24 protein-coding genes are annotated in these 25,126 nt (G+C 67.9%); 4 read left to right on the top strand and 20 right to left on the bottom strand.

Annotated features, from left to right (window positions below; genetic code table 11):
• Positions 1–171: 171 nt before the first annotated feature.
• Positions 172–495, bottom strand: coding sequence for a hypothetical protein (locus D892_RS0123170; protein WP_024803512.1), 324 nt, complete (start codon positions 493–495; stop codon positions 172–174).
• 944 nt (positions 496–1,439) lie between these two features.
• Here D892_RS0123170 and D892_RS0123180 point away from each other — a divergent pair.
• Complete coding sequence (locus tag D892_RS0123180; protein ID WP_024803513.1) at positions 1,440–2,321, top strand: LLM class flavin-dependent oxidoreductase; 882 nt, start codon at positions 1,440–1,442, stop codon at positions 2,319–2,321.
• Here D892_RS0123180 and D892_RS45555 read toward each other — a convergent pair.
• Positions 2,251–2,550 (bottom strand): AraC family transcriptional regulator, encoded by a 300-nt coding sequence (locus D892_RS45555; protein WP_084161192.1) that lies wholly within the window; start codon positions 2,548–2,550, stop codon positions 2,251–2,253. The genes D892_RS0123180 and D892_RS45555 overlap by 71 nt on opposite strands.
• A 480-nt stretch (positions 2,551–3,030) precedes the next feature.
• On the bottom strand, positions 3,031–3,603 hold the full coding sequence (locus D892_RS0123185; RefSeq protein ID WP_024803514.1) for a TetR/AcrR family transcriptional regulator: 573 nt from the start codon (positions 3,601–3,603) through the stop codon (positions 3,031–3,033).
• 135 nt (positions 3,604–3,738) lie between these two features.
• On the opposite strand from D892_RS0123185, the gene D892_RS0123190 reads away from it, so the two are divergent.
• Entirely contained in the window at positions 3,739–4,107 is a 369-nt protein-coding gene (locus D892_RS0123190) for a VOC family protein (RefSeq protein WP_024803515.1), read from the top strand.
• A 322-nt stretch (positions 4,108–4,429) separates the two neighbouring features.
• Here D892_RS0123190 and D892_RS0123195 read toward each other — a convergent pair whose 3' ends face one another.
• The 17 genes from D892_RS0123195 to mvk form a co-directional block, all read right to left on the bottom strand.
• A complete protein-coding gene (locus D892_RS0123195) occupies positions 4,430–5,341 on the bottom strand; it encodes a class I SAM-dependent methyltransferase (RefSeq protein ID WP_024803516.1) in 912 nt (303 codons plus the stop codon).
• A 247-nt stretch (positions 5,342–5,588) separates the two neighbouring features.
• Positions 5,589–6,932: a family 1 glycosylhydrolase gene (locus D892_RS0123200; RefSeq protein WP_024803517.1), complete on the bottom strand. Its 1,344-nt coding sequence runs from the start codon at positions 6,930–6,932 to the stop codon at positions 5,589–5,591.
• Between the two features lie 210 nt (positions 6,933–7,142).
• Positions 7,143–8,456 (bottom strand): MFS transporter, encoded by a 1,314-nt coding sequence (locus D892_RS0123205; protein WP_232236145.1) that lies wholly within the window; start codon positions 8,454–8,456, stop codon positions 7,143–7,145.
• Positions 8,453–8,890, bottom strand: coding sequence for a MarR family winged helix-turn-helix transcriptional regulator (locus D892_RS0123210; protein ID WP_024803519.1), 438 nt, complete (start codon positions 8,888–8,890; stop codon positions 8,453–8,455). Before D892_RS0123210 ends, D892_RS0123205 begins: the two co-directional genes overlap by 4 nt.
• A gap of 140 nt (positions 8,891–9,030) precedes the next feature.
• Positions 9,031–9,513, bottom strand: coding sequence for a hypothetical protein (locus D892_RS0123215; RefSeq protein WP_024803520.1), 483 nt, complete (start codon positions 9,511–9,513; stop codon positions 9,031–9,033).
• A 254-nt stretch (positions 9,514–9,767) separates the two neighbouring features.
• A complete protein-coding gene (locus D892_RS43950; protein WP_024803521.1) occupies positions 9,768–10,328 on the bottom strand; it encodes a carboxymuconolactone decarboxylase family protein in 561 nt (186 codons plus the stop codon).
• 31 nt (positions 10,329–10,359) lie between these two features.
• Positions 10,360–11,574, bottom strand: coding sequence for a cytochrome P450 (locus D892_RS0123225; RefSeq protein ID WP_024803522.1), 1,215 nt, complete (start codon positions 11,572–11,574; stop codon positions 10,360–10,362).
• Entirely contained in the window at positions 11,571–13,202 is a 1,632-nt protein-coding gene (locus tag D892_RS0123230) for a prenyltransferase/squalene oxidase repeat-containing protein (RefSeq protein WP_024803523.1), read from the bottom strand. The genes D892_RS0123225 and D892_RS0123230 overlap by 4 nt, the downstream gene beginning before the upstream one ends.
• A gap of 66 nt (positions 13,203–13,268) precedes the next feature.
• Positions 13,269–14,291 carry a polyprenyl synthetase family protein gene (locus D892_RS0123235; protein WP_024803524.1) on the bottom strand — a complete coding sequence of 341 codons (1,023 nt, stop codon included), beginning with the start codon at positions 14,289–14,291 and terminating at the stop codon, positions 13,269–13,271.
• Positions 14,288–15,307 carry a diphosphomevalonate decarboxylase gene (gene mvaD / locus D892_RS0123240; RefSeq protein ID WP_024803525.1) on the bottom strand — a complete coding sequence of 340 codons (1,020 nt, stop codon included), beginning with the start codon at positions 15,305–15,307 and terminating at the stop codon, positions 14,288–14,290. Before mvaD ends, D892_RS0123235 begins: the two co-directional genes overlap by 4 nt.
• Entirely contained in the window at positions 15,304–15,552 is a 249-nt protein-coding gene (locus D892_RS0123245) for an acyl carrier protein (protein WP_024803526.1), read from the bottom strand. The genes mvaD and D892_RS0123245 overlap by 4 nt, the downstream gene beginning before the upstream one ends.
• Positions 15,549–16,529: a ketoacyl-ACP synthase III gene (locus D892_RS0123250; protein WP_036567419.1), complete on the bottom strand. Its 981-nt coding sequence runs from the start codon at positions 16,527–16,529 to the stop codon at positions 15,549–15,551. The genes D892_RS0123245 and D892_RS0123250 overlap by 4 nt, the downstream gene beginning before the upstream one ends.
• A gap of 6 nt (positions 16,530–16,535) precedes the next feature.
• Complete coding sequence (locus D892_RS0123255) at positions 16,536–17,747, bottom strand: hydroxymethylglutaryl-CoA synthase (protein WP_024803528.1); 1,212 nt, start codon at positions 17,745–17,747, stop codon at positions 16,536–16,538.
• 39 nt (positions 17,748–17,786) lie between these two features.
• Positions 17,787–18,827 carry a hydroxymethylglutaryl-CoA reductase gene (locus tag D892_RS0123260; protein ID WP_024803529.1) on the bottom strand — a complete coding sequence of 347 codons (1,041 nt, stop codon included), beginning with the start codon at positions 18,825–18,827 and terminating at the stop codon, positions 17,787–17,789.
• Entirely contained in the window at positions 18,824–20,008 is a 1,185-nt protein-coding gene (gene fni, locus D892_RS0123265; RefSeq protein ID WP_024803530.1) for a type 2 isopentenyl-diphosphate Delta-isomerase, read from the bottom strand. Before fni ends, D892_RS0123260 begins: the two co-directional genes overlap by 4 nt.
• Positions 20,005–21,117: a phosphomevalonate kinase gene (locus tag D892_RS0123270; protein WP_232236146.1), complete on the bottom strand. Its 1,113-nt coding sequence runs from the start codon at positions 21,115–21,117 to the stop codon at positions 20,005–20,007. The genes fni and D892_RS0123270 overlap by 4 nt, the downstream gene beginning before the upstream one ends.
• Positions 21,105–22,097 (bottom strand): mevalonate kinase, encoded by a 993-nt coding sequence (gene mvk / locus D892_RS0123275; protein ID WP_024803532.1) that lies wholly within the window; start codon positions 22,095–22,097, stop codon positions 21,105–21,107. The genes D892_RS0123270 and mvk overlap by 13 nt, the downstream gene beginning before the upstream one ends.
• A 512-nt stretch (positions 22,098–22,609) precedes the next feature.
• Here mvk and D892_RS0123280 point away from each other — a divergent pair.
• Together D892_RS0123280 and D892_RS0123285 are read left to right on the top strand one after the other, a co-directional pair.
• The gene (locus D892_RS0123280) at positions 22,610–23,320 is read left to right on the top strand and encodes a creatininase family protein (RefSeq protein ID WP_024803533.1); all 711 of its coding nucleotides are present in this window, start codon (positions 22,610–22,612) and stop codon (positions 23,318–23,320) included.
• A gap of 470 nt (positions 23,321–23,790) precedes the next feature.
• Entirely contained in the window at positions 23,791–24,990 is a 1,200-nt protein-coding gene (locus D892_RS0123285) for a helix-turn-helix domain-containing protein (RefSeq protein ID WP_198036975.1), read from the top strand.
• Positions 24,991–25,126: the final 136 nt, after the last annotated feature.

A 25,126-nucleotide genomic window follows, 5' to 3' on the forward strand; every position in this document is an offset into this window, starting at 1 on the left:
TGCAGGCGACTTGCCTGTCGTGGAAAGGGTCTCGTCGCCCAAGCGAGAGGCCGCCCGGAACCGTTGCGTGCCATACGCTGGGGCATTCCGAAACAGCCGGCAAGACTACCGGAATCTGATTTCGGCAAGTACAGGTGGCCCGGGCGGCCGAGGTAATGGGATTGTGCCCGGTCAGCCGTCTACGTTGCTCACGGCCGACACTCCGCACCGGCCGAACTCGTGACTACTCTTCTCGTCGGGGGCGAGTCTGGTCGACCAATTACCGCATCCGTTCTCCGCCGGATAGACCGTGACGCCCTGCGTCGTATCGCAGCGATTGTGGTAATAGACCGTGGTATGCATGATGCCCTCCTCGTACGAGTAGGAGATGCAATCGTCTACGCCTTCTACTGCCGACGCGGTGCCGGTCGCGACGCCGAGGCCGGCCGCCGCGAAGGCCGCAATCGCGACAATCTTCGAAACCAATGGTTTCCACGCGAAATGTTCTTTTTGCACGGAAGTATCCTGGGGTTTGCCGAGTGTCTTGTCAACCGGTCTTGATGCATCACGTGAGCTGCCTTGGGGCGCAGACGCTTTCGCGACATGCTGTGCCGGACGGGTCGAGCTGACCGGCCGAATGTCATATGAAGATGATTGCCGGGCTGGGGTTTCTTGCTGTCACGAACCCGACTCGACCTTCACTGAGTCACGCCACGTCTATGCACCGTGAGACTCGTAATCCTTGTGCTGCAACATATTCCGCTATTCATCGGATTCGGAAGACCGGGCGAACACGTCATCGAAACCCGCACGCTACGTCGAACGTCATCGGCCACAACATCATTCAGACGAACCAAAAGGCGGACACCGCCACGGCCTCTGACCTGGACGAACCAATACCACACGGACCCACAGAAGCCCTTGCCCTCCTTAGGCACCAGCGGTCGGGGGTTTCGAGCCCCTCTGCGACCACTCACTCTATGCAGATCGCCGAATCGAGCACGGAACAGGCCCCGGCAGTCTCGGAAGTCCTTGTCCGCCAGGGCCTGATGTCTGCGATCGCCGAATCAGGGGAGTTCTCCTCGGCCGTCATCGGCCCCGCCCGGAGGTAGGCCTGGTCAGGCGGGGCGCAGGGGCCGATGTAGGTGCCTGGGTGGGTGGCGGCGTCCTGGCGCGAGACACTTCCGGCCTGTGGCCACGGCACCTGTAGCTGGGTGGTGGTGGGGTCACGACGATCGTGTCGGGAGTCCAACCCTCCGGTCCGTCTGCCAGGCCGTAACGGCTGTTCAAGGTTTGTGGCAGGCAGGTTCTGCCCGGATGGCACTGTGGTTCACGCGCCGGCGGTGCCGGACTTCGTACGCTCCGACGGTCGGCCGTTCAGACGGTCGTGGTCTTTGCGCACGAGGGACGAGCCGATCGGGGCGTTTGACGACCATGGTGCGGTATCTGATGCTGTGTCCATGGATATCGGAATCGCGTTGCCCACCATGTGCCGAGGCTACGACCGGCGGGCCACTGTCGAATGGAGTCGGCTCGCCGACGAGGGGCCGGTGTCGAGTATCTCGTGCGGCGAGCGCATGACCTTCCACAATCCGGAGATGTGGACGACCCTGGCGGCCGCTGCCGCGGTGACCGAGCGGGTACGGATCATCGCCAATCTCTCGGTGCTGCCGGCGCATCCGGTGGCACTGGTGGCCAAGCAGGCCGCGACGATCGACGTCCTGTCCGAGGGCCGGTTCACCCTCGGTGTGGGCGTCGGCGGGCGGGCCGATGACTACCGCAGTCTCGCAGCGGGATTCGGCCGCCGCCACGCGCGGCTGGATCGCGCCGTGGCCGAGCTGCGATCGCTGTGGGCGGGCGAACCACCGTCGGACGGAACCGATCCGATCGGACCGCCCTGCGTCCAGCCCGGTGGTCCGTCCGTCCTTGCCGGGGCGCTCGGGCCGAAATCGCTTGCCCGCGCGGCGCGGTGGGCAGACGGAGTGGTGTCGTTCAGCGTCGGCGGGACTTCTCAGGAGATCGCCTGGTCGGCCGACGCGGCGCGGCGGGCCTGGGCGGAGGCTGGCCGCGAGGCGCCGCGATTGGTGAGTGGTTGTTTCTACGTGCTCGGTGTGCCGGAGCCCGAGCGTGTGCTGCGCGACTTCGCTTCCGAGTATCTGGGATTCCTCGGTGCCGAGAACGCTTCGGGCGCAGCCGCTTCGATGAAGACCTACGAAGCCGATACGCTGCACCGAACTCTCGACGCCGCCGAGGCCGCCGGACTCGACGAGTTCATCCTGGTTCCGGGATCCGCCGACCGTGCGGTCCTGGAGTCGACGCTGGAGTTGATCCGCTCTCGCTGAACCGGTCATCCGAGTCGACGGAGCGGGCGTATTCGCCGGGGGTCCGGCCGTAGGCCTTCTTGAACGCCCGGATGAAGTGACTTCGATCCGCGAACTGCCAATAGGCGGCGAGTTCCGAGATGCTCAGCCCGTTGCGCGGCGATGTGAGGGCGAGGTACGAGTCTCCCTTGGCGCCGGAGCATGAACTGTCCGCCCGATACGGTGTGCTTGTCGTGACCGGACTGGTCACCCACCGTCCGTGCGCCGCGCGCTACGACGAACAGTTGGATCCGATCTGCGACGACGCCGTTGACCGCTTGGACGGCCGACGCGGTATGGATGTCGGTGACCGCGAGGTCGTGCAACCGGGTGGTGCGACCTTTGACCCGGAAGTGTGGACTCCACGGAAAACGCCCCCCGCGACGTGTCCGAATCCGTTGCTGTGGAGTGCATTTCCGGCCGATCCCTCATGTTCGTTGCTTCGATGCTCCCCGTGACGCCGATGTCCTGCTCGGCGCTGTGCTCCGAGCGCGTGTGGTGCCGAACCCGCTACGCGTCGTGCTCGACGACTGACAGCAATACCATGGCGATCTCTCCGATTGGTGACTGCTGTCGGGGCCGAGGACACACCCAGCCGTAACGGCACGGTCAAGCCGGGGTATTCCTGAACCTCGTCAGAGGCCGTCCGGTCCACCGAGGCGGATCCGTAGTTTCGAGTACGGCATAGTAGTTATTCGTGTTTCGTTGCGCCGTAACGCAATCCGTCGTACAGGAGCGTGGCGATGTGTACCGCGTCTTCCTTCCAGCCGGTGGTGCGCATTCCGCAGATGCCGCCGAGGGCGCGCAGGACGATGCGCCCGCTGATGCCGCTGCGCAGGAGGCCGGCGGCAACGCCTGCGGTGAGCAGTTCGTCGAGGGCGCGGGCCATCTCGTTGCGGGTGTCGTCGAAGACCGGGGAGTCGGTCGCCATGATGCTCTCCAGCACTTCGCCCATGCCTCTGCCCACTGCCGCATGCTCGACGAGCAGCAGCAGGAACGTGCGTAGCGCTTCGTCCGGAGTGTGCAGCGCGAGCAGCCTGGTGGGGGTTGCGCAGAGTTCGGCCACCTCCTGGCGGTACACCTCCGCGACGAGTGCTTCGCGCGTGTCGAAGTGGCGGTACAGGGTGCCGACGGAAACGCCGGCTCGGCGAGCGATCTCCTCCACATAGGCGTCACCGTCGGCGAGCAGCGCCGCACGTGCCGCCGTCAGCAGCGCCTCGCGGTTGCGGCGGGCATCGGCGCGCAGTGGACGTGGTGACGGCAATGATCCTCCATAAGGTGAGTCGGACTCCGTTTATGTGTACAGTTTCCGGAGTCGGGTTCACTTTACTGAAAGGGGTCGACGGCGGCATCATCCCCGTCGTCCGACCCGCACCCCACAAGAATTGAGGAAAACACCATGAACGTCAGCCTGATGTCGCTGATCATCGAAGCTGCCGACCTGGAAAGCGAGAGCGCGTTCTGGCATCGGCTGCTCGGCGGCTCGATCACGAAGACGCCGGCGCACCACTTTCTGCAGACCGACGGGTTCCCCGTGGTCGTAATTCAGCACGCTCCCGGCCACGAGCCGCCGCAGTGGCCCGACGGCACTTCCCAGCAGATGCACTTCGACCTCGCCACCGACGATGCGAAGACCGCGGACAAACGAGTACTCGACGCAGGCGGCCGGCGACTGCAACCAACCGACGATGCCGTCGGCTCCGCTCCTCGAACCTCTCGGGTATACGCCAGTCCTGCCGGACATCCCTTCTGCCTCCGCGCAGCCTGACCTCGGATCGAGCCCTGACCGTCCCCTGGTAGCCAACGCACTCGACTACGCCGGCGCGACCCATGGATCCGGCCGTGCGATCTGAATGAAAAGGTGTTGGCGAGGTCGGATCGACGACGTGCCTGTGGAGGCCGGTGGGGCCTGAGGAGTTTGTGACTCGGTGACTCATCGCTTTCCCGGTGACGCCGAAGTGCCGGGTAAGTGACCTGCGGTGGTGGCGTTGCGCGATTCAGCGCGAAACCGTGGTCGTGCGGCGTCACGGATGAGGCGGCGGTACCGCTGACCCGCCCCTCGGGCGCGAACACCGAGGGGCGGACGGCGATCAGGCCGAGGTGGCGTACAGGTAGCCGAATCCCTGACCGAGTACGTCTACTCGCTCGGGGAGGTCGAATCCGTTGGCGGCGTAGGCTTCTTGCCCCGAACGGACCGTCACGTCCCAGCCGCCGGCCCGCAGGTGGTCGGCGGGGCTGGTGCGGTCGTCCAGGTAGAAGAGTTCGGTGATGTTGATCCCGAATCCGGAGCGGTGGGACAGTTCGTCGAGTCGCTTCGTCAGCTCGTCGGCGGCGTCGATGTCCATATGTTCGGTGGCCAGTCGGCTGCCGGGCGCCGACAGGGCGGTGATGTTGTCCAGGAGGCGGTCCTGTGCTTCGGGCGGCAAATAGATCAGCAGGCCCTCCGCGATCCACGCTGTCGGCCGGGTCGGGTCGAAACCGTTGTCGGTCAACGCCGTTGGCCAGTCCTGGCGCAGGTCGATGCCGATCGTCCGGTGCCCGGCGGCCGGTTCGGCGCCGATTCCGGCCAGCGTGGTCGTCTTGAACTCGATCACCTCGGGCTGGTCGAGTTCGAACACCACGGTCTCCGCGGGCCACGGCAGCCGGTAGGCGCGAGTGTCGAGGCCCGACGCCAGAATGACCGCTTGGCGCACGCCCGCGGTCGTCGCGTCGGTGAAGAAATCGTCGAAGTAGCGGGTACGCACGGCAATCTGCTCGCACATCTCCCGCTGATCCAGGACGAGACCGCCCTGGTCGTCCTCGATCTGTAGGTCGCCGTCGGCCATCCGGTTGAAGTTGTCCAGCCCGACGGCCTTGACCAGCGGATCGGCATAGGGGTCGTGGATCAGCGGTTCACGCTGGTTGGTCGCCAGTGCGCGGGACGCCGCCACGCCCGTTGCCGTGGCGCCCACACTGGACGCCAGATCCCACGTGTCACCGTCGTATCGGGTCGTGCCTGTCATTGATCGACCTCCTCACGAGTTACCAGGAAAACTTAGATGTAGTAAGCATGTTTCTCCCCCCTGTAGGGCACCAGAAACACAGTCGATGGTCAAGTGGGGGAAGTGTGATTCGGGCATTGCGGACAGGGGTGGGCGGCCGTCGTCGGTTGCGTCCGCAGGTGCGAGCTGTCCGTCAGGTTCCGTGCTCGATGCCCGGCGACATCGGTTCGGGCCAGGTCTGCGACCGGTCGGCCGATACCCGAACGGGCTAGCGGCCCGCGACCGGGTTCAGGCAGCTGTTCGGTGGATCGACGAGTACGCAGAGTGCCGGAGCGCGGGTCGGGCGGTAGTCGGCCGGGACGCCGTTCGCGGCGATGAGCTGCGTGTAGGTGCCGACAGCGTCGGTGGGGCGGCGAGTGAGGGCCGGGTCGGTGCGGACGTCGACGGAGTAGAGGCCGAACCGTGGTGTGTAGCTTCCCCATTCGTAGTTGTCGGTCAGGCTCCAATAGTTGTAGCCGAGCACGTTCATACCGTCGGCCTTCGCGCGCTGGATCCAGTAGACCGTATCGCGCAGATGATCGCTGCGGGTGTAGCCGTCGGCGCGGGGGATGCCGTTCTCGGTCGGCATGCCGTTCTCCACGACGTAGAGCGGCTTGCCCGGGAAACGCCGCGAATAGTGTTGCAGCGCATAATAAATTCCCTCGGTGCGCAGCGGCATCTCCCAGATGCGTGACCCCGGCAGTTCCGGCATGGCCGAGCCGGTGGCCTTCCCGATGTCACCGAGCAGCGACTGCGCGGGGTCGAAGGCGAAATAGTAGTCCACGCCCACATAGTCGAGCCGGTCCGCGATGCGGTCGGCGAAGGCGCCGTTGACCCGGTCCTCCGAGCCGGCGACATAGCCGACGTTGGCGGTCACCTGGGCGCCGGGCTGCACTCGATGGATGTGGTCGTAGATGGCGTTGTGCGCCTGCACGAGACGCTCCTGCATCGCGGTGCCGTCGGCGGCGCCCTTGCGGATCTCGTGCTGAATGTAGGCGGCCGGCTCGTTCACGGTGATCCACAACGGATCTCGTGCGGCGTAGCGGTCTACGACCGCGCGCATGTTCGTCAGCCAGTCGTCGACCATTCCGTCCCCGCGCCATCCGCCGCGGTCCGCCGCCCAACCGGGGTAGACCCAGTGGTCGAGGGTGATCATCGGTCGCATCCCGGACCGCACGATGGTGTCGACGACCGAATCGTAGAAACGAAACGCGTTGTCGTCCCATACCCCCGGCGCGGGTTGCAGCCTGGCCCATTCGATTCCGACCCGGAACACCCGCACGCCCATGTCGGCGGCCAGGCGAATATCCGACGCGTAACGGTCGGTGAAGTCGGCCGAATCACCCGGCTGGTCGTATCCGGGGCTCCCGGCGATATAGCGCGTCCAGTTGCTGTCGGGCGCATGGCCTTCGGATTGAAATCCGGAACTCGCGACGCCCCACAGGAATCCGGCGTCCAGCGCCGAGCCGGTCGGCCGCAGCGGCGGCTCGGCCGCGGAGTGCACGCCGACCGGCAAGGTCGACGCGACGACGACGAACGCGGCCAGGAAGCACCGCCGAATCCGGGAGCGCATCGGCTCAGGGTAACCGGAGCCCTTCGGTCGCCGTGGGCGATTCGCATCGGTGGGTGGTTCCGGTGTCGGTCCGTCCCGACAACCGCCCGGCCGCTCATGGTTACCCGGTGTGACGATGCTCCGGATCTCGGAGAACTGTTGGGCCGTAGCGAGTTCCGAGCGGCGCCGCACCGGCCCGATCCGGCCGCATTCCGGCACATGCTCGCCGGGCTACCGTACTCGCAGCTCGGGGGCCGTCGGCTCCGGGTTCTCGCGTGGGACGAACGCGATGCCGTGCCGCGAGACCCGCAGGCGCAGATTGCCGGTGCGGGCGAGGATCATGCCCACCACGACCGCGGCGGCCGTCGAGACCGCGCCGCAGGTGAACAGGCCGATCCGAGGGCCGAACTCCTCGGTGAGCCAGCCGACGACGGGTCCGCCGATCGGGGTGCCGCCGGTGAACACCATCATGTACAGCGACATCACCCGGCCCCGCATGGCCGGGTCGGTCGCCAGTTGCACCATCGCGTTGCCCGAGGTGTTGAAGGTCAGCCCGAGCAGGCCCACCACGGTGAGCATCGCGGTGAACAGCCAGTACTCCGGGGCGAACGCGGTGACCGCCTCCAGCACGCCGAAACCGGCTGCGGTGCCCACCAGTACGCGCATCCGCACTCGGCCCCGGCGGCTCGCGAGCAGCGCGCCCGTCAGCGAGCCCAGCGCCAGCGCGGTATTGAGCAGTCCGTACTTGCCGGCGTCGACGTGGAAGACGTGATAGGCGAAGCCCGACAGCACCGTCGGGAAGTTGTAGCCGAAGGTTCCGATGAAGCCCACCAGCACGATCGGCCAGATCAGCTGCGGACGCGCACTCACGTAGCGCAAGCCCTCGCGCAGCTGGCCTTTCTGCCGCGGCAGGCGCGGTCCCGGGGTCAACTGCGCCGGGCGCATCATCAGCAGGCCGCCGATGACGGCTGCGAAGGAGCAGGCGTTGATCGCGAACGCCCAGCCGGTGCCGACCGCGGCGATCACGATCCCGGCGACCGCCGGCCCGATCAGGCGCGCTGCCTGGAAGTTCGCGGAGTTGAGGCTGACGGCGTTGCGCAGTTGCTCCCGGCCGACCATCTCCGGGACGAACGACTGGCGGGTCGGGTTGTCCACCACCGTCACCATGCCCAGCAGCAATGCCAGCAGGTAGACGTGCCAGACCTGGACCGCGCCGGTGAGGGTCAGGACGGCGAGCACGCCGGCGAGCAGGCCCATCGTGGCCTGGGTGAGGATCAGCAGCCGCCGCTTGCGGAAGCGGTCGGCGAGGACGCCCCCGTAGAGCCCGAACAGCAGCATCGGCAGGAACTGCAGGGCGGTGGTGATGCCGACGGCGAAGGAACTGCCGGTGAGGCCGAGAACCAGCCAGTCCTGGGCGATGCGCTGCATCCAGGTGCCGGTGTTGGAAACCACTTGGCCCGCAAAGTAATAGCGGTAGTTGGGGACGGCGAAGGAGGCGAACATGCCGCCCTTGCGCCGGGGCCGTTCGGGTGTCGGCTCGCTCACAGATCTGCCAGGCGTTCCAGCACCGGCGCGGCGGAGCGCACGCACGCCCACTCCTCCTCGGTGAGTCCGGCGGCCAGCTCCGTCAGGAAGGCGTCGCGTCGGCGGCGGCTCTCGGCCAGGATCTCCGCCGCCGTCTCGGTGGCGGTCATCACCACCTGCCGCCCGTCCTGCGGGTGCGGCTCGCGCCGGACCAGGTTCTTGTCCTCCAGCATCGCGAGGATCCGGGTCATCGACGGCGGCCGCACGTGTTCGGTGCGGGCGAGTTCGCTGGGTGTGGCGGGGCCGTGCCGGGCGAGCGTGCCGAGCACGGCCATCTCGGTCGGGCTGAGGGAGTGCTCGACCTGCTGGTGGCGCAGGCGGCGGGAGAGCCGCATGATCGCGCCGCGCAGCGTCGTCACGGCGGCGAGGTCGTTCTCGGAGGTCAGTTCCCGCACTCTGTTTAGGCTACCTTATTAGCGTGTCTAAATAAAAGGGTTCGGGGTGTCGCTGGGCGCCCGCGACAGACGCGGGTCCGGTGCTACGACGAGCACCGGACCTGCGGGCGCGCGAATTTTCGGTGGTTGTCTGCGCGGATCTACTTCTTGCCGACGGTCACCATGGTGAACTCGGTCGCTCCGCCGGCATGCGAGACGGCGCGGAGCGCCATCTGGTCGTCGGCCCCGGCCACGGCCCAGTAACCGGGTTCCTTGCTATCACTGACCACGGTGCCGTCGGATTGCTGCTTCCACGAACGGTTCTCGGGATACGGGTCCTTGGAGCAGGGGCCCACCCGTTCCTTCTCGGCTTTCTCATTGATGCACAGCCCGGCCGCGCCGAAGACCATGCCGTAGCCGTCGCCGTCGACCTCTTGCTGGAACCAGTGCTGGTTCGTGCTGCTGCTGTCGCATGCTTGGAACCTGATGAACTGGTCGCTGTCCGATTGGGTCGCGCAGCGGGTGCCGTCGGCGGTCTCGGCCTGGATCAAGAAGACGCTCTCCGGCGGGAATCCGCCCGTTGCCGCGTATGCCGTTCCGGCTCCGGCCCACAGCGGCAATAGTGCCGCGGCGGCGCCGGCCACTGCACACAGGCTGCGGCCGGAAGCCGGTTTCGCCGGTGATTTCGTGCTCTTCACGTGTCCTCCCGGTGGTTCGTCGAACCTTCATGACCGTGCGTCGTGCAAGGGCGTACGAGCAGTTGCCGAGATGGTGACAGACATCCGTTCGGGCACAGATTAGCCGCCGCCCGGCCTGTGTCCGGGTATCAGAGCGTCGGACACTCGTGTCGGAACGAGAACGCCCGGTGCGGAGGACCAGAGGGAGTTGTCGCGGCCGGTCACCGGGCCTCGGCCCGGGTTCGCCAAGCCGTTGCCAATACATCACCGGAGGGGTCGATCTCGAGATCGATGGAATTGATGACGGCGGCGAACATTCGGATGAAACCGGCCACGTACAGCGCCTCGAGGGCTCGGCGGACGCCCAGTTTGTCGGTCAGATCCGCCATTGTCTCGGCGTCGCAACCGTTTCCGCGGACGCAGGCGCGGCCCGCTCGGAAGACCGTTTCGTCGACCGGGTCCGGCCATGCCGATGGGTTGGTGGCGGACAGCCGTTCCAGGTCGGTGTCGTCGAGCCCGGCGGAACGGGCCTGTGGGACGTGTTGGACCCATTCGTATTCGCAGTCCAGTTCGTGGGCTGCGACGAGCACGAGCATCTCGCGATGGCGGGGTGAGAGTTCGAGCGTCGACATGACGCGTTCCGCCAATTCCAGCAGCGGGCCGGCCAACGACGTCGCATGCGGGATCATGCGAACGATGTTGATCGTGACCGGGAATCGTTCGACGGCAGCGGCGCTCTCGGCGTCGAGGGTGGCTGCCGACGGATAAGGGATGCGGGCCATGAGAAACCAATCTTTCGTTGCGGGTTCGGATTTACCATTCGACGGGAAGAGCGGCGAGACCGAAGACGGTCGCGAACGGGCGGAAGACGAGGTCTTCGACATCCACGGTGAGCCGAAGCCCCGGAAAGGCTCGCGCCAATGCCGGGAGCGCGACGCACATCTCGGTTCTGGCCAGCGGAGCGCCGAGACAGCGGTGGGTTCCGTGCCCGAATGCGACGTGATCGTCGATTCGCCGGGTGATATCGAAGGTGTCGGGATCGGGGAAGATCTGGTGATCTCGGTTGGCGGTGCAGAGGGACAGCATCACCAGGTCCCCTTCGGCGATGTGCTGCCCGCCCAATTCGGTGTCCTCGGTCGCGGTCCGGATCAGACCCGTTTGCGCGACGGAGAGGTAGCGGAGGATCTCCTCGACCGCTCCGTCGATGCTGTCGGGGTCCTCGCGGATCGTCGCCAGTGCGTCCGGACGTTGTATGAGCAGCAGGGCACCCAGCGCGAGCGTGTTGGCCGTGGTGTCGTGGCCGGCCGCGAGGAGCAGGTTGGTGATGCCGGTGACTTCCGGATCGGTGAGTTCCGCGCCGTGGGTGCGGACCAGGCCCCCCAGGATGGTGTCGTCGGGGTGCCGGCGCTGCCGGGCGACCAGATCGGTCAGGTACTCCCACACCGGGGCGAAGGTGTCGATGAGCGCCTCGCGGTCCAGGGTTTGGTCGAACATGCGCTGTGCGCGGCAACGGAATTCGGGGCGATCGGATTGCGGCACACCGATCATCTCGCAGATGATCTCCGACGGTATGGGCAGTGTGAAGGACTGCACCAGATCCGCGGGCGGGCCGGACGCCGTCAGCGATTCGATGCGGTCGGCGACGATCTCCTCGATCCTGATTTGCAGCGTCCGCATTCGCCGTGGGGTGAAGGCGGACGACACCATCCGGCGCAGCCGGGTGTGTTCCGGGGGATCGGCACCGAGAAAACTGCCGGGCTGCCTGGCCGGGCTCGCCACGAAGGCTCGTCCGGTGGCTTTGGGCCGCAGGACGGTGTTGGGAACCTTCGAGACGCTGAAGCTGCGGTCGGCCAGCACCCGGCGGACCTGTGCGTACCGGGTCACCAGCCACACCGGATCCCCGTTCGGCGCGGTCTGGCGGGTCGGCGCCTCCTCGTCGCGCAACCGCAACAGCTCCGGACTCGGCTCGTACGGCTGGTGCCCGCCACGCCGATAGGCCAAGGGCACCGAGCCGACGCTCCCGCTCATCCTCGACCGCCCGTATAGGCCAGGGCCAGCAGGGCGAATCCGTCGGCGAGTACCGGCAGGTCGTGCGGGAAGGGCCGCGGCCCTGCCGAATCCGGGCGGGAGCTGAATCCGCCGTCCCGATGTTGCTGTGCGACAAGCCAGTCCGTGCCCTTGCGGACGACCGCCGGGTCCGTGTCGCAGCAGGTGAGCGCGAGCAGCGAGTAGGAGGTGCTGAGCACATCGCTGCGATCGCCCGGCCGTTGGCCCCAGCCGCCGTCGGGGTTCTGCGTCCGGCGGAAGTAGCGGAGTGCCGCTCCGGCAGCGCTTTCCACGGATTCCCGCAATTCGTCCGGCGGCCCGGACCGATAGTGCCGGAAGGCGAACAGGGCCCGGAACATCGCGTTCGCCTCGCTGGCGCTCCAGCCGCGTTCGAAGGTGCCGTCGGTCTGCTGCTTGTGCAGCAGGTACCGCACGGCACCGTCGAGAATTGCGGCGTGGTCTCGTCCGTTGCCGCTCGTTGCGTCGTTGTGCCGCAACGGTTCCAGCGCGCTGACCGCGCTGCCGGTGACGCCGACCTCCGAATCGTCGCCATACCGGTAGGTGCCGAATCCGCCGTCGGAGTTCACCAATTCGAGCAGATAGCGCTCGGTCGCCCGGATCGCGGTGTCGAAGCGCTCGTCGTTCGTGGCGCGGAGCAACTCCAGACAGTAAGGGGTGCAGTCGGCGTCGCTCTGCCGCACTCTGGGGGCGAACGCCCACCCGCCGTCGTCGCTCCGGGTGCGCACGAGGTATTCGGCCATACTCGTGACGACGGCGGGGTCGGCGCCGGAATGAGCCAGGGCGAGACCACAGACCGCGGTGCCGAACGGCTCCCAGCCGGCGATGAAAGGGAACCCGCCGTCCGGATTCTGGCAGCGCAGAAGTGCTTCCAGGCCGGACCGGATCATCGGTGACGCCGGATCGATCCGGCGCAGACCCAGCAGGCCGACCGCGTGGGCGAAGATATCGGCCTCGAAGACGCTGCGGTCGGAACCGGTGGCGAGATGGTGCAGCAGGTAGGTGCGGTCGGCGTCGGTGACGGCGCCGGGTTCGCCCTGCTGATGTGCCCGCATGATCTTCAGTGCGCACATCTCCAGATTCACCCATGTCGCGTAGCTGTCGTAGCGCACGGCGGCGAGGTCGAAGGGCACGTCGCTGTCGGCAACCGACAGCTCGGTGAACAGGGTGTGGAACATGAATCGTTTCCGCGGCGAGGTGAAGTGCCGGTAGCGGTCGATGGCCTCCAACGGGACCCGGCTCGCGCCGGACTCGCCGAGCAGTGCCGATACGAGGGTCTGCTCCACGGCCGCGACCTCCGGATCGTACGCACCCGATTCGGGTGGGTCCGCTCGGTGTGTTTCCAGATATTCGACGATTCCGCGTTGCGTGTCCTCGAAAATTCCCTCGGCGCGCAGCAGATACAGCAGCAGGCAGGATTCGAGCACGCGACTACCGCAGCGGTCCCGCACCGCCCCGTCGTCGCCCACGTGGCCGATCACGTGGGCACGCAGGCGCGCGAGAGGCTCCCATTCCGCGGGGGCGGCCGCGGTATCGACCGGTTCGGGAGCGGTGCCGGTGACCGGCGGAACATACAGGGAGGATGCCAACATGCCGATACCTCACAACGGATTCGGGGGTGATTTTTTTCGGTGTCGAGATATTCTTGGACCGGTTCCTCAGAGACGCCGGTGTGCGATGAAATTCGTCAGCGCGACGAGGTCCGCCGTCCCGGCGCTGTCGGGAAGAGCCGCCAGCGCCGCCGCGACCCTGCGGTCGGCGAACTGCTGGGCTCGCCGTCTGCCGCCCGCATCCGCGATCAGCTTCGCGGCGTGGGCCGCCTGGGCCGGCGTGATGGGGTCGGCCGACCGGTACAGCTGAGCGAGTTCGGCGCCGGCCGCGGTGGCCGATTCGAGCGCCGCGACGACCGGGAACGAGCGTTTTCGGCGAATCACGTCGTTGCCCACCGGTTTTCCGGTCCGGTCCGGATCTCCCCAGATGCCGAGTATGTCGTCGGTGACCTGAAAGGCGATGCCGAGTTCGTGGCCGAACGTGCCGAACGCGTCGATGGTGGCGGCATCGGCCGCGGCACACGAGGCGCCCAGCGCGCAGGCGCAGCCGATCAGGGCGGCCGTCTTCCCGGCCGCCATGGCCACGTACTGGTCGACGGTGACCGCGGGACGAGTTTCGAACGAACAGTCCTCGCACTGTCCCCGGCACAGTTGTGCCGCCGCGTCTTCCAGCCGAGTGACGGCATCCACGGCCGGCACGGCCGGTAGCGCGCCGACCAGTATCCGGATCGCCTCGGCATGCAGCGTGTCCCCCAGGCAGAGCGCGGCGGGTACGCCCCACACCGCCCACGCCGTGGCGCGGCCGCGCCGCAGCCGGTCGCCGTCCATGATGTCGTCGTGGACCAGGCTGAAGTTGTGGACGAGCTCCACCGCGGCCGCACCCGGCAGGGCCGCGCGCGGGTCGGCGCCGCAGGCCGCGGCCGCCGCGAGAACCAGCCCCGCGCGCAGCCCTTTACCCCATCCCGCCTGCGTGGGATTGCCGGACGGATCGCGCCAGCCGAAGTGGTACGCCGCCATCCGGTCCAGCGGCTCGGGCATGGCGAAGATCGTGTCTCGCAGCGTCGGCTCGCAGAGTTTCCGGGCCTGTTCGAGCAGGGCGGCGGGCCGGTGGGAGCTGGTTGTTCGGGTCATTCTTCCTGCCTCGAGTCGGGGAGATCGACGAGGTGGGAACCGGTGCCGGGCAACGTGGTCCGGGTCGTGACCCGGTCCAGTTCCCGGATCGCCGTCTCCACCCGCGGTGCCTCCGTGCGGGCGCACAGCACCTTCACATTCGGGCCGGCGTCGATGGTGGCGTAGGCCGCGATGCCGTGCCGGCGCAGCTCGACCACGCGGTCGAGAACCGACAGTGACCGCGGTGTCAGATATCTGATCGCCGGCCGCGCGGCCAGCATGGTGGCGTGCATACCCAGCGCGTTGGCTTCGGCGATTTCCCCGACGCGTGCCAGATCACCCTTCGCGATGGCGGCGGTCATCTCGACGAGGTCGGCCGAGCCGGCTTCCGCCCAGCAGCGGTAGAGCGGTGACGTGGCCATGGTCGAGCGCATCGCGTCGCCGGTCGAGACGGCCTTCCGGCCGGGGTCGACGATCGCGAGCACCATCGCCGGGTCGAGTGCGCCGGTGTCGACCGGCTCGGCGTAGGAACTGCGGTCGCCGTCCGGTCCGGTGCCGGTTCCGGCACGCCACAGGACGAACGAGCCGAAGATCGATCGGCAGGCCGATCCGGACCCCCGGCGTGCCAGGCGGGACAGGTCCCGGCGGTCCAGCGAGATGCCGTAGGCGGCCGTGGCGGCCGTCGCCAGCGCCGCGAAACCTGCTGCGGAGGAGGCCAATCCGGCGGCGGTGGGAACCGTGTTGACGGTCTCCACCGCGGCGCGTTCGGTGCTGTTCGCGAGCTCGCGCACGATGTCCAGGAAACGCGTGACCCGGCGGCGGAACTCGCCGTCGGTCTCGTTGCCGTTCGCGACGACGGTGTCGTGGCGGGAACCGGTGACGGGCCGGACGGTCGTCGTCGTCGGGTAGCTGTCGAGCGTCATCGAGAGGCTGCCGGTGACGGGCAGGACCATGACATCGTCCCGCTTGCCCCAATACTTGATGAGCGCGATGTTCGGGTACGCGACGGCGGCCGCCGGCCGGGGCGCGACAGTCATGCCCGGTGCGGAGAGTCGTTCTGTTCCACCGAGTTCACGTAGTCGACGAGCTGGTCGAGGGTCTGGAGTTCGTCGGCGACGGTGGCGGGGATGGCGACGCTGTAGGTGCGCTCGATGCGGACGAGCAGCGTGGTCATATCCATGGAGTCGATGCCCTGGTCTTCGAGCGGGACGTCGGGCCGGAGGTCGTCGCCGGTGGCGTCGAGACCGGTCATGAGGTCGGTGATCTCGTGCGTGGTGATCATGTGTTGCTCCCGGTGTGATCGGTATCCGCGGAATATCGGAGGAGGCAGGTGCCCCAGGAGAAGCCGACCCCGAAGCCGGCCAGAAGCGTGGTGAGCGGCGGGTTCTCGCGCAGTCGCGGGGCGAGCGCGAGCGGTATCGAGGAGGAGACGGTATTGCCGTAGTCGGCGATCTCGAACGGCAGCAGCTTCTCGTCGACGGCCAATTCCTCGCGGAGGGTCTCGATGATTCGCCGGGAGCCGGGATGCGCCAGGATCAGATCGATATCGCCCAGGCCGAGTGCGTTGCGGCCGAGCACGCGCCGGAGGCTGCCGGGAACCGTGCGGGCGGCGTTGAGCAGGACGCCGCGGCCGTCCATCGCGAGATATCCGGTGTCGCAGGACAATACGTTCGTGGTGCCGGGTGCGGTGCCGAAGTCGGCATCGAGGACCCGGTAGCCGTCCGCGCCGGTGGCGAGGTAGGACACCGTGGCGGCGTCGCCGAACAACAGGGCGGTGTTGCGGTCGCCCGGGTCGACGATGGGCGTGTAGGGGTCGCAGGTGAACAGCAGCGCGTGGCCGAAACCCAGCCGGTCGGCCAAGGCGGTGGTGACGGTCAGGCCGTGGGCGTATCCGGCGCAGCCCTGGGAGAGGTCGAAGGTCATGCAGTGCTCGGCGAGGCCGAGCTTGTCGTGCACTATCGCGGCGGTGTGCGGGATGCGCTGGTCCGGGTTCTGGGTGATCACGCACAGCAACCGGACGGCGTCCAGGTCGACCGGTGTGTGCCGGATCAGATCGTCGAATGCCTCGAGGCACAGGTCGCTGGTGCGTTGCTCGGGTTCCTTGACCGCGCGGGCGCCGATGCCGATCCTGGTGTCCAGGAACTCCCGGGAGACGTTCAGCCCGGCCGCGAGCGGCCTGTTCGACACCCGCCGAGCGGGCAGATGGGTACCGATTGCGGTGAGCGCCACGGTGTCACGATCGCGGTCGGGTGCCGACATCGCCGATCACTCTCCGCGGCTGCCGGAGTTCACGGAATACGTTGCCACTCGCCGGTTTTCGGTGGCCTCGTAGGTTCGGATGTCGTTGGTGACGGCGGCGAGCCGGTACGGGCCGGCGGTCTCCGCGTCGGGCACGTATCTCCCGGTGGGCGGCGGCGTCTCGTGCAGTGTGCGGTACCGGTCGTAGCCGATGGGTTTGCGGGCGTCGACGGCGTCGCGGTTGGCGTCGGTGCGCAGGTGCTCGCGGTATCCGGGTACCGGTGTGGCCGAGAAGAATTCGGCGACACATCCGGATCCGTAGCTGAGCAGGGCGATGGGCGTGCCGGTGAGGTCGTCCGGTTGATCCAGCAGGGCGGCCAGGGCGAGGTAGAGCGAGGCGGTGTAGCTGTTGCCGATCACCCGGTTGTAGCGCGTGGTGGCCGCGACCGCGGCATCGATGTCGTGGTCTTCGGGAGGGGCCCCTGCGGATTCGAGCAGATGCCGGTGTGCCTTGTGAGCCATCCTGGTGAACGGCTGGTGGTAGCAGAACGCGCCGAACTCGGCGAGGTCGTGCCCGCCGCGGCGGCGGTAGTCCGCATAGGCGTGCCGGACGGCGTCCAGGTAGGCGGTGATGGACAGCTTGCCGTCGACGATGGGCGTCGCGCGGTGGTTCGGACGCCAGAAGTCCATCACGTCGGCGGAGTACACGCCGGTGACCGGCCCCAGCTCGGCGACGGCGGGGTCGGCGGAGACGAGAATCGCTGCGGCACCGGCGCCTTGGGTGGCCTCGGCCGGGGTGTCGAGATCGTAGCGGGCGATATCGCTGGCGATCACCAGGACCTGCTGGGCGGGATCGCGGGTGATGAGTCCGACGGCGAATTGCAGTGCGGCGGTGGCGGCGTAGCAGGCCTGCTTGAGTTCGACGACGCGGGTCGTCGGGGGGAGATCGAGCAGGGGATGCAGCGGGAGTCCGGCGGCCTTGGACTGGTCGATGCCGGTCTCGGTGGCCAGGATGAGCGTGCGCAGCCGTTCGGTGCCGTGTCGTCGCAGGACCGGTGCGGCGGCGGTGGCGGCCAGCGTGACCACGTCCTCGTCGTCGGCGGCGATGCTCATCGCCTCCTGACCGAGCCCGCGGTGGTATTTCTCGACCGGTACGCCCTGCTGGCGGGCAAGGGTGGCGTGGTCGAGTACGTAATGCGTGGTGGCGAGCGAGATATCGTGAATTCCACAGCGGGGCAGGATCATCGGAATACTCGATTCTGTCGGGCTCGATCCGGGTCACCGGGTGGTGCGCTCGAGGCGGGTGTGGGCGCGCATCAGCTCGCCCGGATTCGTTTGCGCGGCAAGCAGGGACAGCTCGCCGCACAGGACGGTGGCGGCGGCGATCGCGGCGAGGCGGCGGGAATTCTCGCCGGGAGGCCGTTCGTCACGGCAGCCGAGGCGCGACAGCGCCGATTCGACGTGCGGGTGTTGTTTGCCGTTGCCGATGGTTCCGATGACGAGATTCGGTAGCGTGCACGAGAAGTACAGGTCGCCGTCGCGGTTCTCGGCGTAGGTGATGCCCTGGGAGCCCTCGACGATATTGGCGCCGTCCTGCCCGGTGGCCAGGTAGAAGCCGAGCAGCATGTTGGCGTAATGGGCGTTCGCCGTGCCGATTCCGCCCGCGAGCACGGTGCCCAGCAGGTTTTTGCGGGTGTTCAGGGTGGCGATTCGGTCGGCCGTCGTGTGCAGCCGCTGTTCGACGGCCTCGCGCCCGACGGTGATCTCGGTGACGACATTCTTGCCGCGCCCGAGGATTCCGTTCACGGCGCTGGTCTTCTTGTCGGTGCAGTAGTTCGCGGAGACCGACCCGTAACGCAGGCCCGGGATCCGGGCGAGGATCCAGGCGGTGAGCTGATCGGCGGCCTGGGTGGTCATATTGTGCCCGGCGGCGTCACCGGTGGTGCACTCGAACCGCAGGTACAACAGGTTCCCGGTGATCCGATGGTGCATATCGATCAGGTGGGCGTGGCGGCTGCCCGCGGTCACCACGTCGCGGAGTTCGTCGAAACGGTCGCGGAGCCGGCCGACCGCGGCGAGCGCCGTCGCGGCGTCGTCCGCTTCGAGCAGGATCGATCGGGTCATGCGGTCGTCGACGACGGTGGCGGCGATGCCGCGTTCGGTCAGCGTCGACAGGCGGGCTCCGCGCCGGACCGAATGCCACAGCGGCGTCTCGAATGTGGCCAGGGGGACGTCGAATTCGCCGGTTACCGTGCCGCCGGTGAGGCGAATCGGTCCCACCCAGGCCAAGGGGACGGCCGCGTACTCGTCTTCGATCATGTCGGATCCCACCACTTTCTGGTCGCTGGGCCGGGCTGCGGGGCAGCGTGTTCGGCCGCCGAGCGGGTCGATCGGGCGCTCGGCGCCGGGGGAGAGTCGTCGACGGACGGTGTCCGGCCGCGACGGAAGAATGTTCTCGCGTCGATACCGTAAGCGCGGCAGTAGTTTTCGACCTCGCCGGTGAGGAGTAGATCGCAGCGCTCGAGTGCGCGGGGAGTCTCGGCGCCCAGCACCGTCATGATCAGCGACAGCTGGTCCAGCCAGGACTTGATGGTGTCGATCAGGGCGTCGACGCCGTTGTCGACGAGAACGGTCAGGAAGCTGCCGGCGACGCCGGTGGCGCGGGCGCCCAGGGCGAGCGCGCGGGCGGCGTCGAGGGGTGAGCGGATGCCGCCGGAGGCCACGACGTCGATACCGGGCATTCGCGTGGCGCCGAGCAGGCAGCAGACCGTCGACTGACCCCAGTGCTGCATGATCGAGAAATCGTCACCGGATCTGCGGCTGTTCTCGATCCGCGCGAAGTCGGTGCCGCCGCGGCCGCCCACGTCGGCGATCGTGACGCCCAGATCCCGCAGCAGGGCAACGGTTTCGGGGCTCAGCCCGAATCCGACCTCCTTCACGATCACCGGCACCGGGACGGCGCCGACGATGTCCCCGATCCGCCGCGGCCAGTGCGTGAAATCGCGATCGCCTTCGGGCATGACGATCTCCTGGATCGCGTTGATGTGGATCTGCAGGACGTCGGCCTCGAGCAGGTCCACCGCGCGCTGAGCCTGCGCCGGGGTGGTGTTGGCGTTGATATTGGCCATCACGAACCCGCGCGGGTTCTCGGTGCGCAGCACGCGGTAGGTGCCCGCGACCGAGGCGTCGCGCAGGAACGCGCTCATGGAGCCGGAGGCGATCGGCAGCCCCGTCTCGGCCGCCGCGATGGCCAGCTGCCGGTTGATGGCGCCGGTGCGTGCGCTGCCGCCGGTCATGCCGTTGATGTAGAGCGGTGTCGCCCATGTGCTTTCGCCGACGGTGGTGCTCAGGTCGACTCGGGCGCGGTCGATGCCGGCCAGGGCGTGATGCACGAAGGTGACGGAGTCGAAGTCGTTTCCGCCGACCGCGCCGTGGTGCTGGTCGACGGCGTGCCGCACGTGGTCGTCCTTGCGGTTGCCGATGACGGTCGCATCGGTCATGCGGCGTCTCCTTCGGGCGGGTGGGTGTGCAGCTCCAGCGGGCGGATGCCGGCCCGGGCCCACTGTCTGGCCAGTTCGGCGGTCTGGGCAGGTCGGTAGCGGTCGACGACGGCGATGCCGCAGTCGCCGCCGCCCGCACCCGAGGGCTTGGCCGCCGCGCCGACCGGCTCGGCCGCCTCGCACAACGCCCGCAGTCGCGGGGTGTAGATGCCGAGTCCTGTCGCCTGGTCGAATTCATCGAGAAGCTTTGCGGCCTGGTGGATTTCGTGCTGCACCGCCGTCACGTCGTCGGCCGTGAGCGCGGCGGTCAACTGAGTGACACAGGTCCTGCTCTCGGTGAGGAATCTGCCGTGGGCCGGGGTTCTCAACTCCCCGGGACCGATTCGCGTGACACGGGCGCGGGTCGAGGCGGGCTGCCCGGTCCAACCGACCAGCAGTCGTGCCTGCCGCGGTGTCGGCAGCGGCCGCACCGACAGACCCGGCCATGGTGCGCGGAGCGCGCCGGCGATACCGCGCTCGGCGGCGAGGCCGGCCAGCTGTCCGCGATCGGGAGAGTGGTAGGTGAGCCAGCCGCCCCACGTCGCGGCCGCCACGTCGCCCCCGGAACAGTGCGGGTTCACCGTGATGGTGGCGAGGATCGCCAGCCGGAACCGGTCGGCCGTGGTCAGCCGGAGCCGATAGAACGCACCGAGCGCATCGACCGCCGCCACGGTGACCGCGGCGCTGGACCCCAGCCCCAGCTTGTTGCCCGATCCGTCGGTGAGATCGGCGGTGGCGGAGTGCAATTCGAACGGCCTCGGGGCGCGGCCCTGCTCGGTCAGCAGTCGTTCCACGACCGCGGCGGCCGCCAGCACGTAAGCGGGCTCCTCCGAGACCTCGTCGATCGGCGACAGCCGCGAATGCGCATCCCGCGCACATCGCACCGGGGCGCCCTCACCGAGATCGGAGGTGAGCGTGGTGCTCCGGCCCGTGTCGGCGACCGTGACGGCGGCGTAGCGGTCGACGGCGACGAGTACGGAGGGATATTCGGGCTCGAGGGCGGCATACTCCCCGGCGATGTACAGCTTCCCGGGCGCGCGGCGGGTGATCACCACCGTCACCACCCCCACATCGGCACGGTCCAGGTCCGGCAGGCGCCCGCGGCCCGCAGTTCCCGGCAGACCGCCGGGGCGGCATCCGGTTCGGTGAGCGCCACCATGCATCCGCCGAATCCGCCGCCGGTGAGCTTCGCTCCGTGCGCGCCGGCTCGCAGCGCGGTCGCGATCAATCGGTCGAGACTGCTTGTGCTGACCCCCAGTTCGCGTAGCAACGCCTGGAATTCGATCAGCCGCATCCCCAGTGCCGCTGTCCGCCCGGCCGTCAGGTCCACCGTGGCGGCGTCGATGATTTCGCCGGCGCGCGCCAGCAGCCGCTGGGCATTGGCACGCTCGCGGTGCAGCGTCGTCCACACCGAGTCGACCGCCTGCCGGGTGTCGCCCGGTTCCCCGGAATCGGCGACTACCAGGGTGGCGGCGGTGCCGGTGATCAGCGGCCGGACGTCCCCGGCGTGGAAGAGGATGGGTCCGGTGGTCGCCACCGCGGCCGCGTCGACGCCGCTGGCTCGCCCGTGCACCAGGCGCTCGCCGCACTGCGCCAGCTCGTGCAGGGTGGCGTGATCCAGCGATCGCGCGTGGAGATCGGCCACGGCACGTACCGCCGCCACCGCGCACGCGGCGCTCGATCCCAGCCCTCTGGCCGGTGGAATCGCGCTCCGCACGGTCACCTCGACATCGGCCGAGCCGGACCCCCAGCGCCGCAGCGCCGCCCGCACCGCAGCGGCCGCACCGGAATCGGCTTCGGCCGCCGCGCCGGGGCGGTAGGTGAACCGCACGGTGGTGGCATCGCCGTGGGCATCACCCTGCTGTGCCGGGTCGTCGACGATAGGTCGGGTGTTCGGCGAACAGGCCGTCGCCGTGACCGGCAGGTCCGGTAGCGGCACCGCGATCGCCGGTAGACCGTAGACGACGGTGTGCTCACCGAGCAGAATGGCCTTACCGCAGGAACGGCCGGTCCCGACCGCGGATGCCGGTGGCGTCTCGGTGAAAGTCATGGTGTGGCAATCCGTTTCCGTTGCGGCCTGTGGATATCGGGGAGACCGCCGGTCCGGTCGTGTCGGCGCGGTCTCGGCGAATCTGTTACCAGCCTCTCGCCACATGTGGACGGCGTGAATGAGACCGATCGCATGAAAGCCATTCGCTCAGTGCATAAATCCGTCGACGGTAGTGGTCATGGACCGGTGACCGGCAGCAACGATCGTCCGGGAGAACGACACGGGTGTCTCGGGCAGTCGCGAACGCATAATGCCGATGCATGTCATGGTGCCCATGCCGGACCGTTCTCGTGCCAGCCTGAACGGTGAGGCGTGACGTTGCCGCGTGGGATCGCCGGCAGGCGAAACAACCACGGCGGCTGTGGTTCACGAGGTCGCGCACGACGGTGTGCCAGGCCCGACCTACCCGTCGGTTCGATAGTGTCGCCCTCGTTACTATGCATTCGGTGGGCACCGCGTGGCTCGGAGTTCGTGCGGCGACGGTGAGTCCGTATTCTCGAGGAGTAGTTCCGATGTTTTCTCTTCTCACCACCGCGACCTCGGCCGACGCGGCGGCCGGCCGCGCTCGGGCCGCCGTGCTGCCGATCGGGAGCTTCGAGCAGCACGGGAGCCATCTGCCGCTGGTGACCGACACCGCCATCGCATGCCTGATCGCCGAGCGCATCGCGAGTCTCTACGACCTGTTTCTGCTACCGCCGATCACCGTGTCGTGTTCGCACGAACATGCCGGGTTTCCGGGCACGGTGTCCATCCGGGCTACCACGCTGGTGGCCGTGGTGGACGACATCGTCGAGTCCCTGGCTCGTTCGGGCATTTCCACCATCGTCATCGTCAACGGGCACGGCGGAAACTATGTGCTCTCCAATGTGGTGTGCCAGTACAACGAGGAGGGCCGGCACGCGGTCTTGTTCCCGGGTAAAGAGGATTGGAGCGCGGCGCGTTCGTGCGCCGGCATGCTCACCTCGCTGCACGACGATATGCACGGCGGTGAATTCGAGACCTCGATTCTGATGTACGCGTTCCCCGAGCTTGTGGGGGAGACGTACGCCTGTGCCGATCACGACGTCGTCGATCGGCCGCATTTCCTGATCACCGGCATGGCCGGGTACGCGCCCGGCGGCATCATCGGCAGGCCCTCGCTTGCGAGTGCGGAGAAGGGCAGGGCGGCCCTCGACAGTCTCACGAAGACCTTCGGCGGCCATCTCGAGGCATTGACGATGTAGGTGCTTCGGACCATCGGTGCGAGCCGGTGTCGCCGGGCCGGACTCGATGGAGTACCAACCGGTCTCGCGTGTGCGTTCGGTGGCGCCGACGCCTATGAGGCGTGCGCATACAAATCATGTCATTACATCGTAAACCTCTGCCGCTGTTGATATTCCGGCTACTATTGGTCCATCGACCATTATTCGCATGGTTGTGTGCTCCAGATTGCGTGCCGTGCTGAATCCATGCCGCAGGAGGCCGGAATGGCTGGCAGGACTGTTTCGTGGATACGACATCGCCGGGTGGGGCGCGTCCGCCGGGGCGTGGTTTCGCGCATGGATCGGACGCGATGATGACCAGGCCGATTCGTACGTGTACCCGGTGCGGCAGCAGGCTGGCGCGCGACAACGGCGGCGTGCTCTGTGCCCCCTGCGGCCATCTCCAGGACCGCCCGCCCAGGTTGTCACTCGATGCGTGGCGCAGCGATTCCATGCGAGAAGTGCTGCGCAGCAGGGATATCGGAGCGGTTCTTCGAACATGGCGGCATCATCCGGCGCACGGCTCCCGGCCCATCTCGCAGACCGAACTCGCACCGTGGCTCGGTATCACGCAGGGCCAGCTCAGCCGGATCGAGAACGGCCGCAACCGAGTTCGTGATCTGGACAAGCTCATGCAGTACGCCCGGGTGCTGGGTGTGCCGGCGGAACTGCTGTGGTTCGAGGTCGAGGACGAGGAACCGCCGCGACCGCCGGCCACCCGAACCCTGCGACTGAGTACCGGCACGGTGCCCGCCACCGTGTCGACGCCGGGACCGATGCTCGCCGATTCGCTGCTGACCACGCTGGACGAGTACGTGCTCACCGACAACCTCGCCGGACCGCATTCGCTGCTTCCGATCGTCACCCAGCAGGTGCAGTTCATCGAGCGCCTCGAGGAGACCAGCCGCGGCCGCACCCGCACGAGACTCCGGGCGGCGCGCGCCCGGTTCGCCGAATTCCTGGGCTGGCTGCACCAGGACGCCGGACATCTCGATGCGGCCGTCGAGTGGACGGCGCACGCCGTCGGCCTCGCCCGGGAGCTGCGGGACGACCGGTTGCTGGCCTACATCCGGATGCGGCAGGGCAACTTGGCCTTCGACGCTGACAATCCGCAGGCCACCATCGACCTCGCCGAGGCGGCGCTGCGTACCTCCGCCGATCTCACGGCCCGGCAACGGGCCACGACATTGCGCCAGCTGGCGCACGGTCACGCCCGGCTCGGTAACGGCGACGCGTGTGCGCGGGCCCTCGGCCAGGCATGGGAGAACGCGGCCCGCCCCGGAAATGCCGACGACGACCTGGCCGGCTACTGCACACCCGAATATCTGGCGATGGAGGCCGCGCAGTGCCAGATCGCGCTCGGCCGTCCCGACCAGGCCATCAACGTCCTGGAGCCCCGCCTTCCTCGATGGCATCCCGAGAATCGTCGCGACCTCGGCCGTGGCCTCACCCTCTTCGCGGTGGCGCTGGCCCGGACCAGGCAGCCCGACAAGGCCTTGGACGTTGCCGGGCACGCGCTGGCCGTCACCGCCGAAACGCGTTCCACCAGAACCGAACTCCAGCTCTATCGGGTCGTCCGCGAACTACATGTCAACGATGCGCACGACCATGCCGCCGAACTCCGTATCGCGTTGCACAGGATGTTGCGATAGGCAGCCGGTAGTAATTCGCCCGTCCAGATCCGTTCCACCGATTGCCGCCGTGCCGCGGTCGGATGTGCGGGACGCGAGCCGTCTCTCCGGGTGCCTACCGATGCCTGCCCGAAGTTCGCCAAGAAGTTGCTGATTC

The organism is Nocardia sp. BMG51109 (genome assembly GCF_000526215.1).
GTDB lineage: Bacteria > Actinomycetota > Actinomycetes > Mycobacteriales > Mycobacteriaceae > Nocardia.